The 25438-nt window shown below is 49.3% G+C and carries 2 protein-coding genes; one reads left to right on the top strand and one right to left on the bottom strand.

The window, feature by feature from the left end:
* Positions 1-543: 543 nt before the first annotated feature.
* Positions 544-1578: an alpha/beta hydrolase gene (locus tag NLX82_RS26440; RefSeq protein ID WP_071559521.1), complete on the top strand. Its 1035-nt coding sequence runs from the start codon at positions 544-546 to the stop codon at positions 1576-1578.
* A 108-nt stretch (positions 1579-1686) separates the two neighbouring features.
* Here the strand turns inward: NLX82_RS26440 and NLX82_RS26435 are convergent, their stop codons facing one another.
* Positions 1687-25413, bottom strand: a complete 23727-nt coding sequence (locus NLX82_RS26435) for a non-ribosomal peptide synthase/polyketide synthase (RefSeq protein WP_254349271.1) — start codon at positions 25411-25413, stop codon at positions 1687-1689.
* Between the last annotated feature and the right edge of the window lie 25 nt (positions 25414-25438).

Genomic DNA, 25438 nt, shown 5'->3' with positions numbered 1-25438 from the left:
TCTCTTGTTTGATTTTGCGAACAAAATCGTTTTACTCACTCGTTGTTCAGTTTTCAAAGATCAAACATTCTTTTTCGGTCGATTCAGTTTATCGCTTCATCAACTCTTATATCATACCATCTCCGAACCAACTTTGCAAGCACTTTTTTAAATCTTTTTTTGTAACACTCGCTCGCAATATTGTATTTCTTGGCCGGAATTGGAGTATACCACTCCGCATATTTAAATGCAACCGTTTTTTAATAAATTGTTTTTACTATCTTTATTGTTGTTATGACATCCTGTGTACTCTGTACTTTTGCTAAATGGACTTAGTTATCTGCATCCAAGAACGACGTGAGATCCATTCAATGATCTCGAATACGCGTGTTGCTCATTACAACTCATGTGCATATTCTGCTTTTTCTTTAATATTGATGATTTGACAAAGAAAGGATGGGTAAAAAAGATAAGGAGCTAGCAACAAACCATGCGATAGCAGCTTTGTTTCACGCAACTTTAGGTAATGATTAATTATAACTGTATAGAGGAGTAGATTTACTAATGAAGCAACGAAGGCGAACATGGACGAGAATTGTGTTTCTTATCATCTCTTGCTTACTGCTTTTCGTGATCTCAGGATTTGTGTATGAGTGGATTGCATCCAAAAAGGATAAATCACAATACCCACCTCCGGGGGAATTGGTCGATGCCGGGGGTTATCGACTCCATATTCGTAAACTCGGTAACGGCTCTCCAACAATATTGCTTGAATCAGGGAGCGGGGAAAGTAGCCTGTCATGGAGAGATATTCCCGAAAAACTGTCATCATTCGCCACTGTTGTATCCTATGACCGGGCAGGCTATGCCTGGAGCGAGGAGGCTGCTACTCCACGAACCGGGGAAAACATCGTTCGAGAGCTTCATGTCGCCTTAAAAAACGCAGACATCCAAGCTCCTTATATTCTGGTAGGCCATTCCCTTGGAGGGATGTACTCAAGACTGTACGCGCAGACATACAAAGACGAAGTGGCAGGATTGGTTCTGGTGGATGCCAGGCCTGAGAATGACGCTCGCCGGACAAATGAGATTTATGCCAAGGAACGGCCTAAAGTCAATCCCTCCCCGTTAATATCCATTCTCCTAGAAAAGTCAGGGGCTTTTCGCCTGTTCCCCAATTTAATGCTAACGGGTCGGGTCGAATATCAAGATAGAAAATCTTTTGTGAATATTGTCGCTTCCTCTAAATACTTTCGATCTGTTGCGGAGGAGGGTGATCTAGCAAGCACTACCGAAGATGCCATACGGGGACAGCATCTGGGTAACCTCCCTGTACGTGTAATTGCCCGGGGCATTCAACAAGATTTGACTCAGTTCGGTATTAGTAAACGCGGAAATGATCAGATCGAACAAAGCTGGCAAATGGGACAGCGCGAGATGCTTAACATCTCTACAAACAGCAAATTTATTGTTGCCAAGAAGAGCGAGCATATGATCATCCATGATCAACCGGAGCTTGTCATCCAAGTCATCCGTGAACTCATCACCGACACAAGACACTTTCAGTCAACCATGTCTAAAGCATACACAGATGATTAGGGACTTTATATGTTAAACAGCATAAAAAAATAAAAGACGCCCGAGTTCCTTCTATATAAAGGAATCCGGGCATCTTTGCTGCCTAACACTTATTATGCTTGATTGAGCTTAGGACAAAATGGGCTTATTTTTAGATGGGGCCTCTGCGACCTTGCCAAGTATCTGTCTCAGTACTTTAGCATTTTCCCCAATAAAACCGGAATCAAGCAGCACATCATGCGTTCCGATGACTTCGTATTCTTTGTATTGACCAAGTGTCGCCTGTTGCCATAACAATTTATCTAATGATGTATCCGGACCAATACTATCATCCTCTGCAATTAGAGCATGGATATTCGCATGAACTTCACCTGAGTTAATAAGCTCATCGCGGTAGACGGAATAAACCAACATTTTGTCCATGACTCGCTCCCTGTCCACTGGATCGGCGAGGAATGCTTTGTACTGGTCCCTAATGCTGTCCAGTACCATCTCGACAATCTCTTCAAGCTCCTCCGGTGTCGATTCATCCTTGGACATCTTTCTCATAGCATCTACCATAATAAGGTCGCTAACATGGTGACCTCGGCTTTCCATGGCTTTAGCTACCTCGAAGGCGAGATTTCCTCCAAGTGAGTATCCCAGGAATATATACGGACCCTCTGCTTGAATATCCACGATGGCATCGATGTATCGATCCAGCATATCTTGACCCTGGAAACGATCGCCGATAAATTCCATCCCGTACACCTCGCAAAGCCCTTCCAGCTCCTTGGCCATCTCATAGTACCCCAGAGAGTGGCCTACCCGTGGAGGGAAGCAAAACACTTTGAGCGTTCCTTTCCCTGGGAAGCGGATAATTTCCATTTCCTCTTCATTAGCAGCAGTTGTTGCCTGCAGCTTGGAAATTTCATGCGCCATTTCTTCCACAGTCGGCAGATTAAACACGACTTGGAGTGGGAGCTGGACGCCCATACCGGACGAGATCCTTTGGATCAAGCCCAATACTTTCAGGGAATGGCCCCCAAGTTCGAAGAAATGATCCCTGATCCCGATTTCCTGTACGCCGAGCACCTCGGACCAAATTTGAGCGAGCTCTACTTCTGTCTGCGTACGCGGCGCGATATACTCCGCTGTGCTCCGCAGAAGTGTTTCCGGTGCCGGTAGCGCTTTGCGATCCAATTTGCCATTCGGATTCAGCGGCATTTGTGCCAACTGTACGAAAGCAGTCGGAATCATGTAGCTTGGCAGCTCGCTGGCCAGTGCCTCGCGTAGTACGCCGGCTGCAAGCCCCTCTTCGGCCACAAAGTATGCACAAAGCTGAGTACTTCCAGTAGAATCAGCCAGTGCAAGAACAACCGCTTCCTGCACAGATGGCACTTTCAAAATTTGTGCTTCCACTTCTCCCAACTCAATGCGGTAACCCCGGATTTTTACCTGATGATCGATCCGTCCCAAATACTCAATATTCCCGTCTGGCAGCCATCGGGCCAAATCGCCCGTTCGGTAAATTCGCGCTCCCGGTTTGTACGGGTGAGGAATGAACTTCTCTGCCGTCAGGTCCGGCTGGTTGAAATACCCCCGCGCTACCCCTTCGCCCGCAATGCAGAGTTCTCCCGGTACCCCCACAGGTGATACCTGAGAAGCGCTGTCCATCATCCATACTTGGACGTTAGCGTACGGTTTGCCGATCGGCACATGCGTTAGGGCCGCAGTCTCAAGGTTCGTTGTATACCGAGTCGCATATACGGCTGCTTCCGTAGGACCGTAGATGTTTTCCAGTACTGCGTAAGGAGATACTTTATAATACTCTTCCACAAGTTTGGCAGGCAGCGTCTCGCCGCAGGCAAACAGGTATTTCAGAGTAAGGAATCCTTGGGTGCCGCTTTCTTTCAAGTATTGAACGAGCACACTGAGCATCGACGGCACCAAATTGAGATGCGTGATACGGTTCGTATCCACGGCCCCTAGCAGTGCCATCGGGTCTTTGTCCACGCCTTGTGGCAGGATCACGAGAGTCCCTTGTCCAAAGAACCAGCAGAACAGCTCCGGCACGGAGAAGTCAAAGGTGAATGTCGTTTTGAGCAGGAAACGGTCGCCTGCCAACATCGGATATTCAGCTTCCAACTGACTCAGCGTATGGACGGCAGCGCGGTGTTCAATCATTACGCCCTTCGGCTTGCCGGTTGAACCTGACGTGTAAATGATATACGCCAGATGCTCCGGCCCCGCAATTGGCTCGAGATTCGAGCTATCAGCATGATACGCCTGCGGATCATCAAGTGCCAGGATCGTGCCAGTGAACGGAAAACGATCTTTGAGATGGTTCTTCGTCAGCAGAAGCTTCGCTCCCGAATCCTCCAGCATGTGGCGAATACGATCTTCTGGGAACTCCGGATCAATCGGTACATAGGCCCCGCCAGCTTTTAGAATGGCATGAATGCCAATGATCATCTCAAGCGAACGCTCGACCATGATGCCGACTGGTTGGTCCGGTCTGACCCCTTGGGCACGCAGCGTACGTGCAAGGCGGTTCGCCTGCTGATGAAGTTCTCCATAGGTAAGCTCCGTTTCACCGTAAATAAGTGCTGTACAATCCGGTGTGAGTGCTGCTTTTTCCTCAAATATACCGTGAAGGGTCTGCTCACGCGGATAAGGAGCTGCTGTATCGCCCCACACCTCTATAATCTGCGATTTCTCTTCTGGCGTGATCAGCTCCAGCTCATCAATACGGATAGCAGGTTGAACAGCAACGCTTGTCAGAATTCTCGTCAAGTGTCCTTGAATTCGTTCCACGCTCTCCAGATCATAGACGCGGGCATTGTAACGGTACAAGAACTCCAGATTACGACCCGGCAGCACAATGAGGTTAAAATCATAATTCGTCTGTTCAAACATCTGAACATCCGTAATTTTGTATTCAGCCTCTTCACTGGCAATTTTCTCTTCCAAATGCTCTTCTACTGGGTAATTTTCGAACACCATAATATGAGAAATCAAATCTTGCTTTTGTTCGCTCTGTGCTTGAATCTCATAGAGCGGATAGGAATCATAAGCATGTCCTGACAAATATAATTCCTGCTGTCTTTTCATCACATGGGAGAACGAATCGCTTCCCTCGGCCTGTACCCGAACCGGAACTGTATTAATGAAGAGACCGATCATGCTTTCGATACCCGGAATCTCGGCAGGTCTTCCCGATACCACACTTCCGAAGACGATATCCTGGCTTCTATTGTAACGCTGCAACACGATTCCCCAGGCTGCTTGCATCAGCGTATTCATCGTCACCTGATGCTGTTTGGCCACCTGTTCCAGGCGATCGGTCAGTTCCGCATCCAACGTGAATACCAGCTTCTCCGACACGTAGGCTTCTGCTTTTGCCGATGGCTGTGTGATGGCTTGTGGCAGCTTCGTCTGCTGCTCGTATCCTTCCAGGTACCCTCTCCAGTAAGAGGATGCCTCTTCCTCGCCTTGCTTCTCCAACCATTGAATATACTGGCTGTACGATACAGCTGCAGGAAGCTCAGGTTCCCTTTGCTCACGCAGAACCCCATACGTCTCAAACACTTCCTGGAGCACAAGCGGCATACACCAGCCATCCAAAATGATGTGATGAGAGCTCCACAGCAAATGGTAAGCCTCTTCTGCTGTACGTAGAATAGCAACACGCAGCAATGCTTCTTCAGCAAGATTAAAGCCTCTTGCTTTGTCCTGAGCAGTATAAGCTGCAAGACGCGCTTGAATTTCATCGGCTTCCAGCTCGTGCAGATCCTCGTACACGAAGTCACACGCTCTTTCTTTGAACACAATCTGAATAGGGAAATCGCCCCACCCGGCATGGAAATTGGTTCTCAATATGGCATGCCGTTTCATCAGATATTTTAAGCTGCGTTTGAAATCCTCAGGATAGAATGCTCCCTGAATTTCAAATTTGGCCTGCTCAAAGTAGACTTCCGAATGAGGCTCCAGCAAGCTGTGGAACAACATTCCTTTTTGCATCGGTGTCAGTTTATACATATTTTCAATACTACCGATATGTCGTGTCTGCTCTTCTAACTCCTCGATTTTTTCCAAGCTGATATCTTTGAGGAGTACATCGCTTGGTGTAAGTTCTGTTCTTTCCTTACTTACGCAATGTCCAATGACTTCGCTGAGACGGTTCTTCAGAATGCCAACAAACTTAGCCACAGACTCCCCGTGGAACTGATGACGGTTATAGCTAACCGAAAGTTGAAGCTGTCCTTCGGCAATCAGTCCATTAATGTTCAATGCCTGATGCTGCACCATCTGCTCACTGACCTCAGGTCCTACTGAGTAAGGCGATACTTCCATCGTCCCTCCTGCAAGATCCTGGTCGAACTGTCCCAAGTAGTTGAAGGTAATCTCCGGTTCAGCCGAGAAGGAGGAGACATCGGAACCGTTGCTTAAATATTTCAAAATACCATATCCGACACCTTTGTTCGGGATACGACGCAACCCTTCCTTGACGTGCTTGATTCTGGCGCCGATCTCCAATTCCCCTCCCATCTCAAGGGCGACAGGGTATTGACTTGTAAACCAGCCTATTGTACGAGTAATATCCAGTTCCGGCACAACAGGCTCCCGCCCATGTCCCTCCAGAAGGATGCCTACACGTTCGATTCCCGTCCACTCGTGAACAGCCATACCCAGAGCCGTCAGGAGCAGATCGTTGACCTCCGTATTGTAAGTGCGGTTCGCTTCTTTCAGGAACTGCTCTGTCTCTTCTGGTGACCATCTAACCGTGACAGCCTCACTGTCTTTGATGAGAAGAGCGCCGTCTACCTTGTCTTTTGGAAGAGGGGCAAAGCCATCTCCCTCTACCTCTGCCCAATAGCTGCGTTCTTGTTCAGCCGCCGGGCTGTTTGCAAATTGTGTGATTCCCTCAACCCATGCACGGTACGAATCCGTCTTCTGTGGAAGCTTGACCGCTTCTCCACGTACTGCCTGCTCGTAGCCTTCCTGCAGGTCCTCAAAGAGAATACGCCAGGATACGCCATCCACAGCCAGATGATGAATAACGATCAACAGATGTTCGCCTTCCACACAGCGGAACAGACCCAGTCTAAAGAGAGGTCCATCCTCCAGAGAGATGCTGCGCTGAATGGCTTCCGCACCTGCTTCTATTGCTGAAGCCGGGTCTGTTTCAGCCCGCAGGTCGTGGATTTGGAGGCTATAGAGTTCACCCTCACCCACGCTCCGGTTCCAGGCCTCCAACCCCTGCTCTCCTTGGCGGAACACCAGTCGTAAAGCATCATGATGCTCTGCAATTTTCCGAACAACCTCGGCGAGCGCATCGGTATTGAAGCCATCCCGTCGGTACAACATGACCGACTGATTAAAGTGATGCAGATCCATTGACTGTTCATCGAAGAATCTGTGCTGAGCAGGTCCCAGTCTTACCGCTCCGTGTACCTCGCTTTGGTCCGCAATTCGGCTGACCACACTAACGCGCTGTGCCAGCTCTGCAATTGTCGGATAACCGAACAAATCCTTCATTTCAAGCTTATAGCCTGCTTGAAGAAGCCTTGAGGATACTTGAATGGATTTGATCGAGTCACCTCCAAGCTCAAAGAAATTATCATGAATGCCGACAAGCGGCACGCCGAGTACACCTTGCCAGATTGAAGCCAAAATGTTCTCCACATCCGTCCGCGGAGCGGTAAAGTCTGCTCCCGCCTTTATACCCGAGTTCGGTTCAGGCAGTGCCTTGCGATCCAGCTTACCATTCGGTGTCAGAGGCATCACGTCCAGTTGGACGAAGTAAGACGGAATCATATATGCAGGCAGTCCGGCAGACAGTTCGTCTCTCAGCTCGCTGACAGACATTTCGCGATCAGCTACGAAGTAAGCACACAGCGATTTCTGCCCATGAGCATCTGCCCACGCAACAACGAGAGCTTCCTCGACAAGTGGAATGTCCAGTAGCTTGGCCTCAATCTCACCAAGCTCAATACGATAGCCCCGTATTTTAACTTGATGGTCAATGCGTCCAATGTACTCAATGTCTCCATTAGGAAGGCGACGAGCCAGATCCCCGGTGCGATACATATTTCCTTCCGAAGCGAACGGATTTCTAATGAATTTATCTGCGGTAAGATCCGGACGATTCAGGTATCCACGGGCTACTCCGTCCCCGGCAATGTACATTTCGCCCTCCACACCTAACGGTACGAGACGAAGCTGTTCATCCAGGATATGAATGTATATGTTGTCGGACGGCAACCCAATCGGTACGGATTCCCGTGTATCCTTCGCAGGATCGTACAGGTGAATCATGCAGCCGACGACGGTTTCGGTCGGACCGTATTCATTGTAGATTTTGATGTTGCCACCAAAGAGATCGGTAATCGTTTTGGACAAATGTGTGGTCAAATTCTCTCCACCCACAATGAGCTGTTGAATGCGACTTTCCGCTGGAATGGTCATGTCTTTTATGAGACTGAGATGCGTCGGCGTCAGCTTGAGAATATCGACCGCATTTTCGCGCAAAATATGCTGAACGACCTCTGCCTTATCTATACCATCATAAATCCGTACTATTCCTCCGTTTATTAACGGAGTAAACATTGATGTCATCGTCAAGTCAAACGAAATGGATGAATACAACGGGAAATCCGTTGGTTTCCCAGCACAATAGACCTTATTGGCCCACCAGATGTAGTTCACGATCCCTTTGTGGTTAATCATGGTTCCCTTCGGATTTCCGGTTGTACCCGAGGTATAGATTAAGTACACCAGATCGTTTCCTCCAACAGGAATATTGGGATTATCCACCTCGGTTCCGTAGATGTGCGGGGAATCCAATTCCATAACCGTTCCCTCAAAAGAGGCCAACTCCGTCAGGTGGCTCTGTGTGAGCAGAATTTCAGCGCCAGAATCCTTCAGAATATACTGAATCCGCTCCTGCGGATATTCAGGATCAATAGGTACATAGGCTCCACCCGCTTTGAGTACACCCATGATGGCGACAAGCAGCTCTACAGACCGATCTGCCAACAGACCTACCACTTGTTCACTCCGTAGTCCTTGGTCTATCAAGGTGGAAGCTAGTCTGTTCGCCTGCTCGTTCAGCTCCCGATACGTGATCTGGATGTCGCCGTTTACTGCCGCAATCTTATCCGGCGTACGGACAACCTGTTCTTCAAACAAGGTATGCAGACCCTGATCACTTGGATAGGTATGGGCCTTGCCGCCCCAGTCAAGCAGGTTCATCCGTTCCTCAGATGTTACAATCTCCAGTTCCTGTATCGTCGCCTGCGGACGAGCAGCCACCTGATCGAGCATCTGCAACAAGTGTCCTCCGATTCGTGCAATGCTTTCTTGCTCGTAAACCGAAGCATTATAGCGAATGCAGACCTTGATGTCTTCGCCTGGAATTACAACCAGATTAAAGTCATAGTTGGTTTGTTCAAACATGGTGAAGTTGGCAACTTCGAGATTGTCCTCCGTTTGATTACCCGATTGCTCCACCTGCTCGTCGAGCGGGTAATTTTCAAAGATCATAATATGAGAAATCAGGTCCTGCTTTTGGGTTGTTTTCCCCTGAATCTCATACAGTGGATAGGTGTCGTAGGCACGACCAGCCAATGACTGTGCCTGTGTACGTTTCATCACTTCGACAAAGGCTTCGTCCTTGGATGACTGTACACGGATAGGTACTGTATTAATGAACAGACCCACCATATTTTCGATCCCTGCAATCTCAGCGGGTCTACCCGACACAACGCCGCCGAAAACGACATCCGAGCTGGCATTATAACGTTGAAGAATCAGTCCCCAAGCTGTCTGCATGAGTGTGTTGACAGTCACGTGATTGCGCTTCGCGACAACATCCATTTTACCTGTCAAAGATGCACCCAGATGGAGAACATGCTCATTCAGAACATAGCCCGCCTCTTTGGCTTGAGATTTCGTTTTACCTTCCGGCAATACGGTGTTCCCGTCATAATCTTCAAGATATTGGATCCAATACGTTGAAGCTTCTTGATCATCCTGTGCATCAAGCCACTCGATATAACGACTATAGGGCTGAGCTGGCGGCAGGACAGGCTGTATTTGCTGTTTCTTGGCAGAATAATAATCGAACAGCTCCTGTGTAATGATCGGGATACACCAGCCATCCATGACAATATGGTGGAAGCTCCACAATACAAGACAGCTTTGACCCTTCTGCAAGACGGTCACTCGCATCAGCGGATCTTCTGACAAGCTGAACCCCTTAACCATATCTTCAGCAATATAAGCCTTGATTCGGGCTTCTTGTTCCTGCATAGATGCGTCGCGCAAATCTACGTAGTGCAGAGGGATTAACCGTTGCTTAAAGACAACTTGCAGCGGTACATCAGCAATGTTGTTGTAAAAGCCGGTACGTAGTATGGCATGTCGTTGCACCAAAGCCTGGAAGCTCTCGAAGAAGATATCTACATCGAAGCTACCACGCAGCTCAAACGTTGCCTGTTCAAAGTATGAAGAGGAGTCCGGCTCCAGCAGGCTGTGAAACAGCATTCCCTTCTGCATTGGCGTCAGCTTGTACACATCCTCAATCTCTCCGATGTGAGCCGTCTGCGCCGTGAGTCGATCAAGCTGCTCCAATGTTAATCCTTGGAACAGAACATCACTTGGTGTAAGCTGTGAACGCTCCTGAGCCACACAATGACGGATGACCTCACTAAGGCTTGACTGTAATAATTCAGCAAAATGACTCACCGTCTCCTTACGATACTGCCTGCTGCTGTACGTAATCGTCAGTGATAGCTGGCCTTCGGCAATCATGCCATTCACATCCAGAGCATATTGCTGTGGTGTGAGATCGCTGAGCGCTTTACCAACTGAATGTGTGGATAGGCTAAGGGCATTACCCTCCAAATCCTGATCAAACTGCCCAAGATAATTGAAGGAAATTTCCGGCTCCACGCCGAATCCAACACTTTTCTCCAGTGCCATATACTTCAGAAGACCGTAGCCGATTCCTTTATGCGGAACCTCTCGCAAATTCTCTTTGATGCGCTTGATTCGCGCAGATACTTCCTGTCTGCCTTGCAGGTTCAGCAGAACTGGATACTGGGTTGTGAACCAACCCACGGTACGGGTAATATCCAGGTCTGGTACGATCATTTCCCGTCCATGTCCTTCAAGATTGACCAAAATCTGCTCCATGCCTGTCCAGCGCTGAATGGCTGCCCCCAGAGCAGTCAAGAGCAAGTCATTCGTCTCCGTATGATATGCCCGGTTCGCTTGTCGCAACAGCAGGTCAGTTTCCTGCGCAGACCACGTTACCGTAACCGATTCAGTATCCCGAATGGTGCCCGGCTTCTGATCCTCATCCTTCGGCAGTGGGGCCAAAATCGCCTCCTCAATCAGCTGCCAGTATGCACGCTCCTTGTCCAGAGCAGGCCCTGCTGCATACTTCGTCGCTTGCTCAGACCATACAAGATACGAATCGGTCTTTTGTGGAAGGACGATTGCTTGTCCATTCCATGCCTGCTCGTACCCCGCTGCAATGTCCTCAAACAGGATGCGCCAGGATACGCCGTCAACCAAGAGGTGATGAATGACAATCAACAAATGATCGCCATCGTCACAATGGAACAGGCCTAGCTTGAACAGTGGGCCACCTTCCAAGTCAAAGCTTGCCTGAATGGCATCGGCTTGGGCCTGAACCGCAGCTGTCTGGTCTTCCGCCTGCCGCATATCGGCAATGTCCAATGTGTAGAGCTCGCCTTCGTCCGTTCCCCGATTCCAAGCTGCGTATCCAGCTTCTGTAGGCCGGAAAACCATGCGCAGCGCGTCATGATGGATCGCAATTTGGTCCATTGTCAACCGGAGTGCAGCCTCATCAAAGCCGTCTTTCCGATAGAGCATGACGGCATGATTATAATGGTGCGGCTCCGCTGTATGGCGTTCAAAGAACCAACGCTGAATTGGCATTAACTCTGCTGCACCTTTAATTTCGCCCTGTTCCGCTATACGTCCAGCTGCCTGAAGATACGGGCTTAGCTCGGCAATTGTCGGATATTTGAAGAGATCCTTCATCTCTAATTTATATCCAGCTTGGAACAATCTCGAGGACACTTGGATCGCCTTGATGGAGTCACCACCCAGATCGAAGAAATGATCATGGATGCCAACCTGCTGCGCTCCCAGCACACCTTGCCATACGGAAGCCAAAGCTTCCTCAGCTGCGTTTCTCGGCGCTTCATAAACCGCCCCCGTCTGCACATTGGCCTCTGGAGCCGGAAGCGCTTTGCGATCCAGCTTGCCATTGGGTGTCAAAGGCATCTGTTCCAATTGCATAAAGTAAGATGGAATCATATAAGTCGGCAGTTCGGCAGCCAAGGCTTTTCTCAACTCGCCTACCGTCAGCATCTGATCGGCAGTGAAATAGCCGACAAGCACTTTTTGTCCACTTCCATCCTCCCGGGCGAGCACAACGGCCTCCCTTACAGACGGAGCATGGAGCAGCTTCGCTTCCACTTCGCCCAGCTCGATACGGTAACCACGGATTTTTACCTGATGGTCAATCCGTCCCAAATACTCCATGCTGCCATCCGGCAACCAGCGTGCCAAGTCACCCGAGCGGTACATACGCTCGCCCGCTTCAAACGGATGAGCGACAAACTTCTCTTCCGTCAATTCCGGTCGGTTCAGATAACCTCGCGCCAGGCCTACGCCCGCCACATAGAGTTCACCCGGAATGCCAATCGGCTGTGGACGACGTTGTTCATCCAAAATGTACGCCCGCAGCGTCGGAATCGTGGTGCCGATATTGCTGCGGCCCTGTTCAATTTCCAACTCTGTAATTTCCTTGTATGTTACATGCACGGTCGTTTCGGTAATGCCGTACATGTTAATGAGCTGCACTTGCGGATACTTCGTTCTCCAGTCCTTGAGCAGGGCCGGGGCTAATGCCTCTCCACCGAAGATAATCATACGGAGGCTCAGTTCTACCGCCTGATGACCGAGCTCTTCCTGTAGCAACTGATAGAAGTACGTCGGTGTCTGGTTCAAAACGGTGACCTTCTGATCCTTAAGCAATTGCAAGAAACGATCTGGACTCTTCGCGGTAAGCGATGGAACGATGACCAACCGTCCTCCGTTCAGCAATGCTCCGTACATTTCCCATACAGAGAAGTCAAAACAGAATGAATGGAACAGTGTCCACGTATCCTGAGGACCAAAATCAAACATATTTTTATCATTAAAGAGCAAGCGAACTACATTTTTATGCTCGATCAGTGTTCCCTTTGGCTTGCCTGTCGTGCCCGATGTGTAGATGACGTAGGCAAGATGCTCCGGTCCGGCTGCAGGCTGCAGGTTTGAGACATCTTCCTTATAGGAAGCCGTTTTATCCAGACTTACGATGTCCCCAGCGAAGGAGACACGTTGCTCCAGATGCGCTTGTGTCAGCAGTAGCTTGGCTCCCGAATCCTCAAGCATAAAGCGAATGCGGTCCTCTGGATATTCAGGGTCTACAGGGACATAGGCCCCGCCTGCCTTCAAGATGGCTAAAATTCCAACCACCATTTCAAGAGAACGATCCGCCATGATTCCAGCCAAACCGTCTGGTTGCAAACCACGTTCCCTCAGCGTTCTGGCAAGTCCATTGGCCCGCTCGTTCAGCTCGCTGTAGGACAGGGCTGCATTTTCACATACGACTGCCACCGCATTCGGAGTACGTGCAGCCTGTTCCTCGAACAGCGCATGGATCGTCTTGTCACGAGGATAATCTGCCTTGGCTTCGTCCGGCGCTTTCATCAGCCTTGATTTTTCCTGAGGTGTCACGATATCAAGGGATGACAACGGCATTCCCGGATTGGAGACGGCTTCCCGAATAAGCTGTACAAAGTGGCCTGCCATCCGCTGGGCAGTCTCTTGCTTGTAGATCGCAGTCGCGTACTCAAGCGTGCAGTTCAATACCCCGTCTGCTTCACTCACGGTCAGCGTGAGATCGAACTTGGCAGCCGGATGTACATTATCGTAAGGAGTGAAGCGCAATCCTTCTATTTCTTGTTCTCCCTGCTCAATATTTTGCAGGACAAACATGGTATCAAATAGCGGGTTACGGCTCAAATCACGCTGAAGCTCCAGCTTTTCTACCAGCTCCTCGAACGGGTAATCCTGGTTTTCATAGGCCCGCAGCGCTGTTTCCTTCACTTCCTGCAGATAAGCCTCGAAAGGCTTTTCTCCTTCTGGATAAGTACGAAGTGCCACTGTGCCGACGAACATACCGATGAGGCCTTCGAGTGTCGCATGGGATCTTCCTGCCACAGGTGAACCGACAATGACATCTTCCTGACCTGTGTACTTGTGCAAGAGCGCTGTATAGGCTGCCAGCAGTACCATGAACAGAGTGGAACCCGTTCGGGTAGCCAGCTCCTGAAGTGAAGCACTCAGAGAAGAATCAATTTGGAAGTCGATTCGATCGCCCGCAAAGCTTCGCACCGCAGGACGAACTTCATCCCCTGGCAAATCCAGCACTGGCAAGCTTCCGCGGAAAGCATCCAGCCAGTAAGCTTCCTGGGCCTTAAGACGCTCGCTTCCGAGCTGCTCTTGCTGCCATACAGCATAGTCTGTGTACTGGATCTGTAGTTCAGGGAATACGTCCTCCTCTTGGTAGAAGCGGAGAAACTCTTCTATGAGAATATTCATAGAAACCCCATCTGAGACAATATGATGCATGTCAAACAATAGTAAATGGCGCTCATGTGCAATTCGAATAAGGCCGACCCGCAGCAATGGAGCTACACCTAAATCAAAAGGACGGACAAACTGCTGAAGGGTAGCTCCTGCCTCTTCCTCGCTCAACTCCGCATATTCCACAGTAAACGGAACATCCGTCAGGAGCTGCTGTACAGGTTCACCGTTCACGGTCACAAAACGAGTACGCAGCGAACCATGACGATGAATTAGACGACGGAATGCCTGCTCTAGCCGTTCCCGATCCAAAGCTCCCTCAACGGTAAGGATACCCGGCATATTGTAGCTCAGCTCTCCACCTTCCAGCTGACTTAGAATAAACAGTCGTTTTTGGGCCGAGGACAATGGATAATGCTCTCTCGCTCCCGCTGTAGGAATTTCTTCGAAATTCAGCGGTGTATAGCCCTCAATGGCACGAGCCAATCCTTCAATAGTAGGAGACTCGAACACTGCTCTCAGACTAATCTCGCGATTCATTTCCTTGCGAATTCGTGAGACTAGCAGGGCTGCACGCAGTGAATGACCTCCAAAATGGAAGAAATTATCCTTCACTCCCGCGCTCTCTACACCCAGCACCTCTTGCCAGATTTCGGCTAATTGAATTTCCACAGGTGTCCTTGGAGCCTCAGATGAAGCCGCTGCCCATCCACGCTCGCCCTGCAGCGCTTTTCGATCGATTTTTCCGTTCGACGTCAGAGGCATATCCTCCAGTTGTATGAAGCGGGAAGGGATCATATATCCAGGTAATATCTCCGACAGGACGGCCCGAAGCTCGGATACCTCAAGTTTCTGAGCAGCTACGAAATAAGCGACTAGATCTTTGTAGCCGTCATCGCCCTCTACAGCCATGGCTACGACTTCCTGAACGGACGGCACTCTGAGCATTTGTGCTTCTACCTCGCCTAGCTCGATACGGTAGCCGCGGATTTTGACTTGGTGATCTATTCGGCCTAAGTACTCGATGGTTCCATTCGGTAACCAGCGAACCAGGTCACCCGTCCGATACATACGCTCTCCTGGAGCAAACGGATTGTCCACGAACTTCTCATCCATTAACTCAGGCCGGTTATGATACCCCCGTGCTAATCCGATACTCGAAATGCATAGCTCTCCAGCTACACCGACAGGTTGCAATCTAAAATGGTCATCCAAGATGTACACACTATGGTTAGCAATAGGACGTCCAATAGATACAATATCCGTTGCTTCCTCACTGTCCGGGACAGACCAGATTGTGGTGCATACGGAGTCCTCCGTTGGGCCATAGCCATTAGAGTAACGTACATGCTTCCTCCACTCTTCGATCAACTCGACCGATGCGGCCGATCCAGCGGTTAGCAGGCACCGCAGTGTTGGCAAACGCTCTGGATCAAGGTGGATAGCGTAAGCGGGTGGCAAAGTCGCTACCGTAATCCCCTTATCGTTCATGAACTGCTCGAACAGGGCATGATCTAAAATATCTTGTGTAGAAGGGATGCACAGAACACCCCCATGGCTCAGCGCCGTTAAAATTTCCGAAACCGATGCATCAAACGACAGGCTTGCAAACTGAACGATCCGATCCTGCGGTGTAACTTCAAAGTGTGCCCCATATACGTCCGAAAGATTTGGTAGTCCCCGATGCTCGACTAATACGCCCTTAGGATGACCGGTCGTACCTGAAGTATAGATCACGTAAGCCAGATCATCCGGGCCAGCAGTATCCTCCAAATTCGAGGTGTCGGGATCATAGGTCGATGATTCATCCAGCAGCAAAACATTTTCCGTCCATCCGAGATGCTCCAAGAGATGGGCCTGTGTAAGGATCAGCTTCGCCCCGGAATCTTCAAGCATGTAACTGATTCGTTCTTTCGGATACTCTGGATCGATTGGAACATAGGCACCCCCGGCTTTCATAATGCCGTAGATCCCAACGATCATTTCGAGCGACCGTTCAGCAATCAGTCCCACCAGATCTCCCGTCTTGATTCCCTGAGTACGGAGCCTTCTCGCCAGTCCATTGGCTTTTGCATTGAGCTCGGCATAGGTCAAACTCTCGTCCTCGAACCAAATGGCAGTCGCATCCGGCGTTCGTCCCGCCTGTTCCTCCAACAGCCCGTGGAACGTGTTACAGTGCTCGTAAATGCCTTTTGTATTTCCCCATACGTTCAGAATCTGTTCTCTCTCCTGCGGCGTGACTAATTCTAGTGCATCCACGGAAATAGCAGGGTTCTCTACAATTTGTTCCATAAGGTGAACCAGATGGCCCTTGATTTGCCCAATTGTCACTTGGTCATAAACAAGTGCATTGTACTGGAACAGCAATCTCATCTCTTCGCCAGGGAGGACAATTAAATTAAAATCATAATTCGTTTGCTCAAGAAGCTCCGCTTCCTCAATCTCAAAGGCAGCCTCGCCACCACCCAGACGCTCTACCTCCTCCTCCACAGGATAGTTCTCAAACACCATAATATGGGAGATTAGATCCTGCTTCTGATCCGTCTGAGCCTGAATCTCAAACAACGGGTAGGTGTCATACATATGAGAAGCCATATATTGTTCCTGCTGCTGCTTCATCAGAACGGTGAAGGGGAGATTCTCCTCTGTCTTCACACGAACGGGAATCGTATTGATGAACAAACCGATCATCCGGTCAATGCCCGGAATTTCTGCTGGTCGGCCTGATACTACACTTCCGTACACGACATCCCGGCTACCGTTATAGCGTTGAAGCGCAATGCCCCAGAGGGACTGCAGCAATATATTCATCGTGACATGAGCATCCCTAGCCACCTTTTCAAGGCGCTCAGTCAATTCCCTGCTGAGAGGATAATTCAGCTTTTCTGCTACATAGCCTTCTCCCTTACTTGCTCCACCGACTTGAGGTAAAAGCGTCTGCTGCTCGTAACCGGCCAGATATCGGCTCCAATAGTTGGACGCAACTGCTTCATCCTGCTGTTCCAGCCATTCGATATATCGACTGTACGGATGGACCTCTGCCAGCTGCGGCTCTCTTCCTTCCAGGAGGGCAAAATAGTGTTCAAATACCTCCTGCGTAATTAACGGAACACACCAGCCATCCATGACGATGTGGTGAAAGCTCCATAAGAGGCGGAAGCTCTCTTCATCTGTTTGTAAAATGGATACACGGAGAAGCTCGTCTTCAGCTAGGTTGAAGCCCTGTGCTTTGTCCTTAGCACCAAATGTCTTCAGGTAAGCTTCGCGCTGCGATGCATTCATCTCACGCAGGTCTTCGTACACCAATTTAGCGCCTCTGTGTCGAAATACAACCTGCAAAGGCTCGCTGCCCCATCCGCTGTAAAAGTTCGTGCGCAGGATGGCATGACGCTCCACCACGGCATCCAGACTGTGTCCGAATGCAGTCGGATCAAAGCTACCCTTAAAGTCAAAGGCAGCCTGCTCAAAATAAGCACCTGTATGCGGCTCAAACATATCATGGAACAGCATGCCCTTCTGCATCGGCGTCAGACTATATACATTCTCAATATCGCCTATGTGGCTGGTCTGCTTAGAAAGCTCCTCCAGATCGGCAATGCTTAGACCCTTCGCAAGCACGTCGCTTGGTGTCAATACGGTTTTTTCTTGGGTTACGCAATGCTGGAGAAGCTCTCGCAGGCTTTCTTCAATATATCCAGCGAGCTGTTCCATCGTAGATAACTTATACTGTTTTCCGTTATAAGTAATCGTCAGAGTCAGGGCTCCGTCCGTCACCATGCCATTGATATCTAGCGTATAGGCTGGTTCCTCCAACAAGCTTTGGGCGCTTCCGGTCGGATAAGGAGAAATCTGCAACGAGCTGCCTTGCAAATCCTGATCAAATTGCCCCAAATAGTTAAAAGAAATCTCAGGCTGCAAGCTGAAGCTGTCTTCATCCAACTGACTTGCCATCGTTTTAAGCAACCCGTAGCCAATACCTTTGTTCGGAATTCGGTGCAGCCCTTCTTTCACAGACTTGATCAAGGAGGCCACTTCTGGGTCATCCCCCAAGTCTAAAATCACCGGGTATTGACTTGTAAACCAGCCGACGGTACGGGTGATGTCGATATTCGGTATAATCGGCTCACGACCGTGTCCTTCCAGATTCACAGCAACCTTTCCGATGCCAGACCATTTGGATACCGCCATGCCCAGAGCAGTCAATAGCAGATCATTCGTCTCTGTTTGATAAGCACGATGGGCTTTTCTCAACAATTGGTCGGTTTCTTCTATAGTCCATTGTGCTGTTATTACTTTGCTATCCTGTAAAAGAAGGCTTTCCACAGCCTCATCCTTCGGCAACTGTTCGAGTGGCTGATTCTCCAGCTCCCTCCAATACGCCCGATGAGTCTCCATTTCAGGACCTTCCGAATAACGAGCAAGGGCGTCTCCCCAGTCACGGAAGGAATCCGTCTTCTGCGGGAATGTCAGCGCTTGTCCTTGAATCACCTGCTCATAGCCTGCTGCAATATCCTCGAACAAAATCCGCCAGGATACTCCGTCCACCACCAAATGGTGGATCACGATCAGAAGATGGTCTCCATCCTGACAATGGAAAAGTCCTAACTTCAGCAGCGGGCCTTCTGCCAGATTGATACTGCGCTGAATGTCATCCGACAGCGATGTAATGGCTGCAGCCGGATCGGATTCATTCCGTAAATCAGCGGTGAACAGGCTATAAAGCTCTCCTTCTTCAAGATCACGATTCCAAGCTTCGTAACCATGCTCTGTCTGACGGAAAACCATGCGAAGGGCGTCATGATGCTCAGCGAGTTTTCTTAGCACCTGATGCAAGGCCTTTTCCTCAAATCCCTGTTCACGATACAGCATAACCGCTTGATTGAAGTGATGAGGCTCTGCCTGCTTCCGTCCAAAGAACCACTGTTGGACTGGAGTCAAGCGAGTCGTTCCACGCACAACTCCCTGTTCAGCCATATGCACAGCCGTTTGTATTTCAGCGCCTAGCTCGGCAATGGTTGGCGATTTGAACAGCTGTTTCATCTCTAACCGATAGCCGGCCTGCAGTAACCGTGACGACACCTGAATAGCTTTTATGGAGTCTCCACCCAATTCAAAGAAATTGTCATGGATACCCACCTGTTCGGCACCCAGTACCCCTTGCCAGACAGATGCCAAAGCTTCTTCAGCCGGTGTACGAGGAGCTGTATACTTCCGTCCTGTATGCGCGCCTACTTGAGGAGCCGGCAGAGACCTGCGGTCCACTTTTCCGTTTGACGTTAATGGCATACGGTCCATCTGGATAAAGTAGGATGGAATCATATAGCCCGGAAGTACCTGCGATAGGGAAAGACGTACTTCGCCTGCCGTGAGCGTACGATCCGCCACATAATAAGCGCAAAGCTGCTTCTCTCCAAGCTCATCCGCGCGAACGACCACTACGGCGTCGATTACCGACTCCACCTTGGCCAGTTGGGCCTCGATTTCAGGGAGTTCGATGCGGTAACCACGTATTTTGACCTGCTCATCAATTCTTCCTTTAAACTCCAAATTCCCATCTGGAAGCCAGCGTACCAAATCCCCAGTTCGGTAGCAGGGTTCTCCGTCCTTAACAGGACTAGGAACAAATTTCTCTGCTGTGAGATCAGGACGATTGAGATATCCGCGTGCTACACCTTCACCGCCGACAATGAGTTCACCCCAAGCACCAATAGGCTGTAATTGCAGCGATCCATTGACCACATAAGCGGTCGAATTACTAATTGGGCGACCAATCGGCACACCCCCTTCGGCACGACCTGGAATCTTGTAGGTGGTGGAGAAGGTCGTATTCTCTGTCGGACCATAGCAATTGATAGGGACAAGATCAGGATTAGCCTCGATTACACGATTCATATGAGATAGAGACAGTACGTCACCGCCGACTAACAATGCTTTTAGCCCTCTGAACAGGTACTCATCCTGCAGGGAAAGCTGATTGAAAAGGGGTGAAGTAAGCCACAATGTTGTAATCCCGTACTTGGCAATAGCCGCTTTGAGCCTATCAGCAATCAGAATGTCGTCATTCTCTACGAAATAGAGCTGCCCACCGTTAAGCAACGCTCCCCATATCTCAAATGTAGAAGCATCAAAGGCCACGGCTCCTGTTTGCAAAATTCGTGTGGATTCATTCAGCTCCACATAGTTGGTCTCTTTGACCAGACGGACCACGTTCCGGTGTTCAACCATAACGCCCTTCGGTCTACCCGTCGTACCCGATGTATAGATGACATAAGCAAGCCCCTGCGATCCCTGAGCCGTCTCCGGCTGGGCAGGCCCAGCAGCATAAGCCTCTTCACTGCTAAGATCGACAATTGGTATACCGTAGTCTACACTTATAAGCTCGCCCTTTTGCACCAATAATAGCTTGGCGTCGGAATCATCAAGCATATAACGTACCCGATCTTCCGGGTAATCAGGATCAATCGGCACATAGGCTCCACCTGCCTGAAGCACCGCGAGCATACCAATGACCATCTCAATGCTTCGTCCGCCCATCACGGCCACAGGCTGCTCCCTCAACGTTCCCAAACGACGCAGTGTTTGGGCCAGTCGGCTCGCCTTGTCTTCCAATTCAAGGTACGTTAGCTGGACATCGCCGAATACAAGCGCCGTCTGCTCTGGTGTACGCTTGACTTGTTCTGCGAACAGCTCATGAATGGTCTTGTCCCTTGGATAAGGAGCCGATGTCGCATTAAATACTTCAACGATCTGTACTTTCTCCTCCGGTGTGATCATTTCAATCTCGGCCAGTTGCAACTGAGGATTGGCCGAGACTGCGTGCAGAACCCGGAGCAAGTGCGTTGCAAGTCGCTCTACACTTTCACGCCGATATAAAGCCGTACTATACTCGAGGCCAAAGGCTAATTTTGATCCCTTCTCCTCTACATTGAGGGACAGGTCAAACTTGGCTGTGACGGTGTCCATCAAGTAAGGAGTAAAGTGCACTCCGTCCATATCCTGCTCTTCCTGCTCGGTATTTTGTAATACCAATAAGGTGTCAAAGAGCGGATTGCGGCTGACATCACGTCCTACGCCCAGCTTTTCGACCAATTTTTCAAAAGGGTAATCCTGATGCTCAAACGCCTTGAGCGCCGTTTCCTTGATTTCCAGAAGATAATCCTGAAAGGTTTTATCTCCTGCCGGGTAGCTGCGCAAGGCCAGTGTGTTGACAAACATTCCGATGATGCCCTCAAGCTCAGCCTGCGGTCTTCCGGCTACTGGAGAACCTACGACGATGTCCTCCTGTCCTGTATATTTGTGCAGTAGTACCGAATAAGCGGCCAGCAATACCATATACAGTGTAGTACCTGTACGGGATGCAAGCTCTTGTATCGCCTTATTTCCAGACTCATCCAATGTAAAATCAATTCGGCTACCCTCGAAGCTCCGAACCGAAGGTCGTTGGAAGTCTGTAGGCAAATCCAATACCGGCAACTCTCCTTCAAAGGATTGCAGCCAATATTTCTCAAGATCTTGCCATTGGTTCTCTGACTGTTCTCGTTGCCATACGGCATAATCCTTGTATTGGATGTGCAGTTCTGGTAGCTGTTCTCCTTGATACAAATGAGTAAGTTCCTGTATCAATATTTGAATAGAAACCCCATCTGAAATGATGTGATGCATATCAAACAGCAACAGATGACGCTCCTCCTGGAGCTTCACCAAGCTAACACGCAGTAATGGAGCCTGGCTCAGATCAAAGGCACGAATAAAGTTGTGAATGAGCGTATCCGTCTCCTCCACCGAAGCCTCTGTATAGTTCAACGCGAACGGCACATTCCTATGCACACGCTGAACAAGCTCTCCATCCTGCATATAAAAGCCGGTTCTTAGGGATTCATGACGCTGGATCAGTGCCTGGAACGCGGACTCCAGCCGCGTGCGATCCAACGGTCCATCCACTGTGAAGGCCCCTGGCATATTGTAGCTAAGCTCTCCCCCATCCATCTGTCTCAGCACGTATAACCGCTTTTGCGCTGAGGACACTGGGTAAGCTTCGCTTTCCGTTGCCTGTGGGATGGATTCGTACAGGGTCGGAATGTGTTTTTTCACAAGTTGCGCCAAGGATTCGACCGTAGGTGACTGAAACACCTCACGCAGCGAAATGCTACATCCCAATTCTTTGTGAATCCGTGAAACGAGCACTGTTGCCCGCAAAGAGTGACCACCAATTTCAAAGAAATTATCTCTGACACCGACGCGGGCAACTCCCAAGATATCTTGCCAGATGAGTACCATCTGAGCTTCCACAGCAGTTCTCGGAGCCAAATAAGCCTCGCCGGATTGTACGCTGCTTTCAGGAGCCGGCAACGCACGGCGATCCAGTTTGCCATTTGGCGTAAGCGGCATTTGCTCCAGCCGGACAAAATAAGAAGGAATCATGTAAGCGGGGAGTTCCGCTGCCAGCTGAGACCGCAATTCCCCCGGCGAAAGATCACTGGAGGCTACATAGTAGGCGCACAGCAATTTTTGGCCCTGTTCGTCATCCCGTGCGAGGACAATCGTTTCTCGTACGTTCGGAGCCTTGAGAATTTGGGCTTCTACCTCGCCAAGCTCAATTCGGTAGCCGCGAATTTTGACCTGATGGTCGATCCGTCCCAAATATTCAATATTGCCATCAGGCAACCAACGAGCAAGATCCCCAGTTCGGTACAGCCGCTCTCCCGCCCGATACGGATGCTCAACGAATTTCTCAGACGTCAAATCCGGCCGATTCAAATACCCACGGGCAAGACCGTCCCCTGCAATGTATAGCTCTCCCGGAACCCCAACAGGCTGCAGCCGTCTTTGCTCATCGAGAATATAAGCGCTAAGTGTGGGGATCGTTCTGCCAATATTGCTTTTCCCCGCTTCAATCTCATGTTCCGTGATTTCCTTGTAGGTGACATGGACTGTTGTTTCCGTAATTCCGTACATATTAATCAGCTGCACATCAGGATACTTGACCCGCCAGTTTCTCAGAAGAGATGGACTTAAGGCCTCTCCACCAAAAATGATTTTTCTAAGGCCAAGCTCTGTCGAAGAGTGCGTTAACTCTTCCTGTAGCACCTGATAAAAATACGTCGGCGTCTGATTTAAAATGGTGACTTGGTTGTCTTTCAACAACTCCAGGAAAGCTGCTGGGCTCTTGGCTGTGAGAGATGGAACAATCACCAATTTCCCTCCGTAAAGAAGCGCTCCGTACATCTCCCAAACGGAGAAATCGAAGCAGAACGAATGGAATAGCGTCCACGTATCCTGAGAGCTGAAATCAAATAGATTTTTATCGTTAAAGAGCAGTCGAACTACATTTTTGTGTTCAATCAGCGTGCCCTTTGGCTTGCCGGTCGTACCCGACGTGTAGATAACATAGGCTAGATGGCTTGGTCCCGAAATACTCTCCAGATTGGAAGCATCTCCTGTATACGTTGTAGCTTCGTCCAAACTCACAAGCTTTCCGTCAAAAGTGGTGCTCTCCCATAGATGACTTTGGGTGAGCAACAGACGGACCCCTGAATCCTCCAGCATATAATGGATACGTTCCTCGGGATAATCGGGGTCAATCGGTACATAGGCACCACCTGCTTTCAAAATGGCCAACATCCCAATGACCATCTCCAAGGAACGGTCAGCCATAATCCCTACGAGCGTATCTGCAACTACTCCCTCGGAGCGCAAATATCTCGCAAGCTGGTTAGCCTGCTCGTTTAGAGCTAGGTATGTAATGCTCTGTTCGTCCATCTGAACGGCTACGTGATCTGGCGTGCGCTCGGCTTGTTCCTCGAATAAGCCATGGATGGTCTTCTCACGTGGATAATCGACTGCAGCGCCTTCCGAAAGAGCCAAAATGGATTGCTCTTCTGGTTCACCCAATAAGTTTACCTCTGCGATAGAAAGCTGAGGTGAATGAATGATCTGCTCGGCGATCGTAAGCAACTGGGAAACCATGTCCTTAACTTCACTGCGTTCAAACAGCTCCGTCCGATAATCGACATCCAGTACCAGTTCGCCTTCATCCAGGATCTCCACGATATGAAGCACGAAATCGTTCACTTCGTCCCCGCAGAAATCATAATCCGTCAAAATGCGCACATCATCCAAATCAACCCAATTGATAAGACGATATTCCATTGAAACGCCAAAAAGCCGCTGAATATCCTTGTTACCATGCATTTCTCTAAGATCCTGAATTAACTGATTGTACGGATACTTCTGATGCCGCAGGACTGACATCTGATCTCTGGCTACATCCTGCAGGAAGCTCAACACATCCATATCCTTTTTGACGTATGTTCTGGCAGCAGCGGTGCTGACAAACATACCTATCTTTTGCTTCTCTTTTTTGTTCCCCCGGTTAGCGAACGAAGTGCCAATCACCACATCCGGCTGATTCGTCATTTTGTGTATGTAGATATACATCGCACCCATGAAGAACTGGAACAAAGAAATCCTGTTCTGTTGGCAAAATGCTTGCAGCTCGTGATATAGCACTTCTGGTACGGTAAAATGCTCCCGAACGGCGTGGGTGCTTAAAGATAACGGATTATATGACTTCCAACCCGTAAGCTCAGGCAAATCAGAAAATTTATCCAGCCAGTAAGCCTTATCCTTTTGGTATCTGTCAGAAAGTTCGTATGCATTCTCATCAGCAATATATTGAATATACGAGCAATCGTCGCCCAGTTTCGGTTCATTTCCTTGAATTAACTCCATGTAAAATGCTGTAAGCTGATTGCCATAGACCACCATTGATATTCCGTCAGAAATAATATGGTGCATCTTGATATTAATCCAATACTCTTCCTCGCTAATCTTCACAATTAAAAACTGGAAGAGCTCAGAATCCAACAGGGGCAAGGGCTTGCTTTTGTGTTGCTCAAGTAAGGCTTCCACCTCAGATACACTTTCATAGTGGCTAAGATCCAGGCACTCCAGCTGTCTCTCTTCATAAGGGACGACGTACTGCTGAGGCACTCCATCCACTGAGGTAATACGGATGCGGAACGCATCATACTGTTTGATAATCAAATTAATGGACTGCATAAAGGCAGCAATATTGATGTGCCCCTTCATCTTAGCTGTACCGGAAAGCTGTGACACTGACGTATCTGGGTAGAGTAATTCGGTATACCATATACGCTTCTGCGCATTTGTTAAATCATATAACTGCATGTCATTCATCTCATTCACTCCTATTCCATGATGT

The organism is Paenibacillus sp. A3M_27_13 (assembly GCF_024213315.1).
GTDB classification, from domain to species: domain Bacteria; phylum Bacillota; class Bacilli; order Paenibacillales; family Paenibacillaceae; genus Paenibacillus; species Paenibacillus polymyxa_B.
Note: the sequence above shows the minus strand (reverse complement) of the source record. Positions and strands in the feature narration are given on the sequence as shown.

Bases quoted from the DNA above. Each gene is read 5' to 3' on its own strand.
- NLX82_RS26435 (WP_254349271.1), bottom strand. From the start codon at position 25,413: ATGAATGACATGCAGTTATATGATTTAACAAATGCGCAGAAGCGTATA.
- NLX82_RS26440 (WP_071559521.1), top strand. From the start codon at position 544: ATGAAGCAACGAAGGCGAACATGGACGAGAATTGTGTTTCTTATCATC.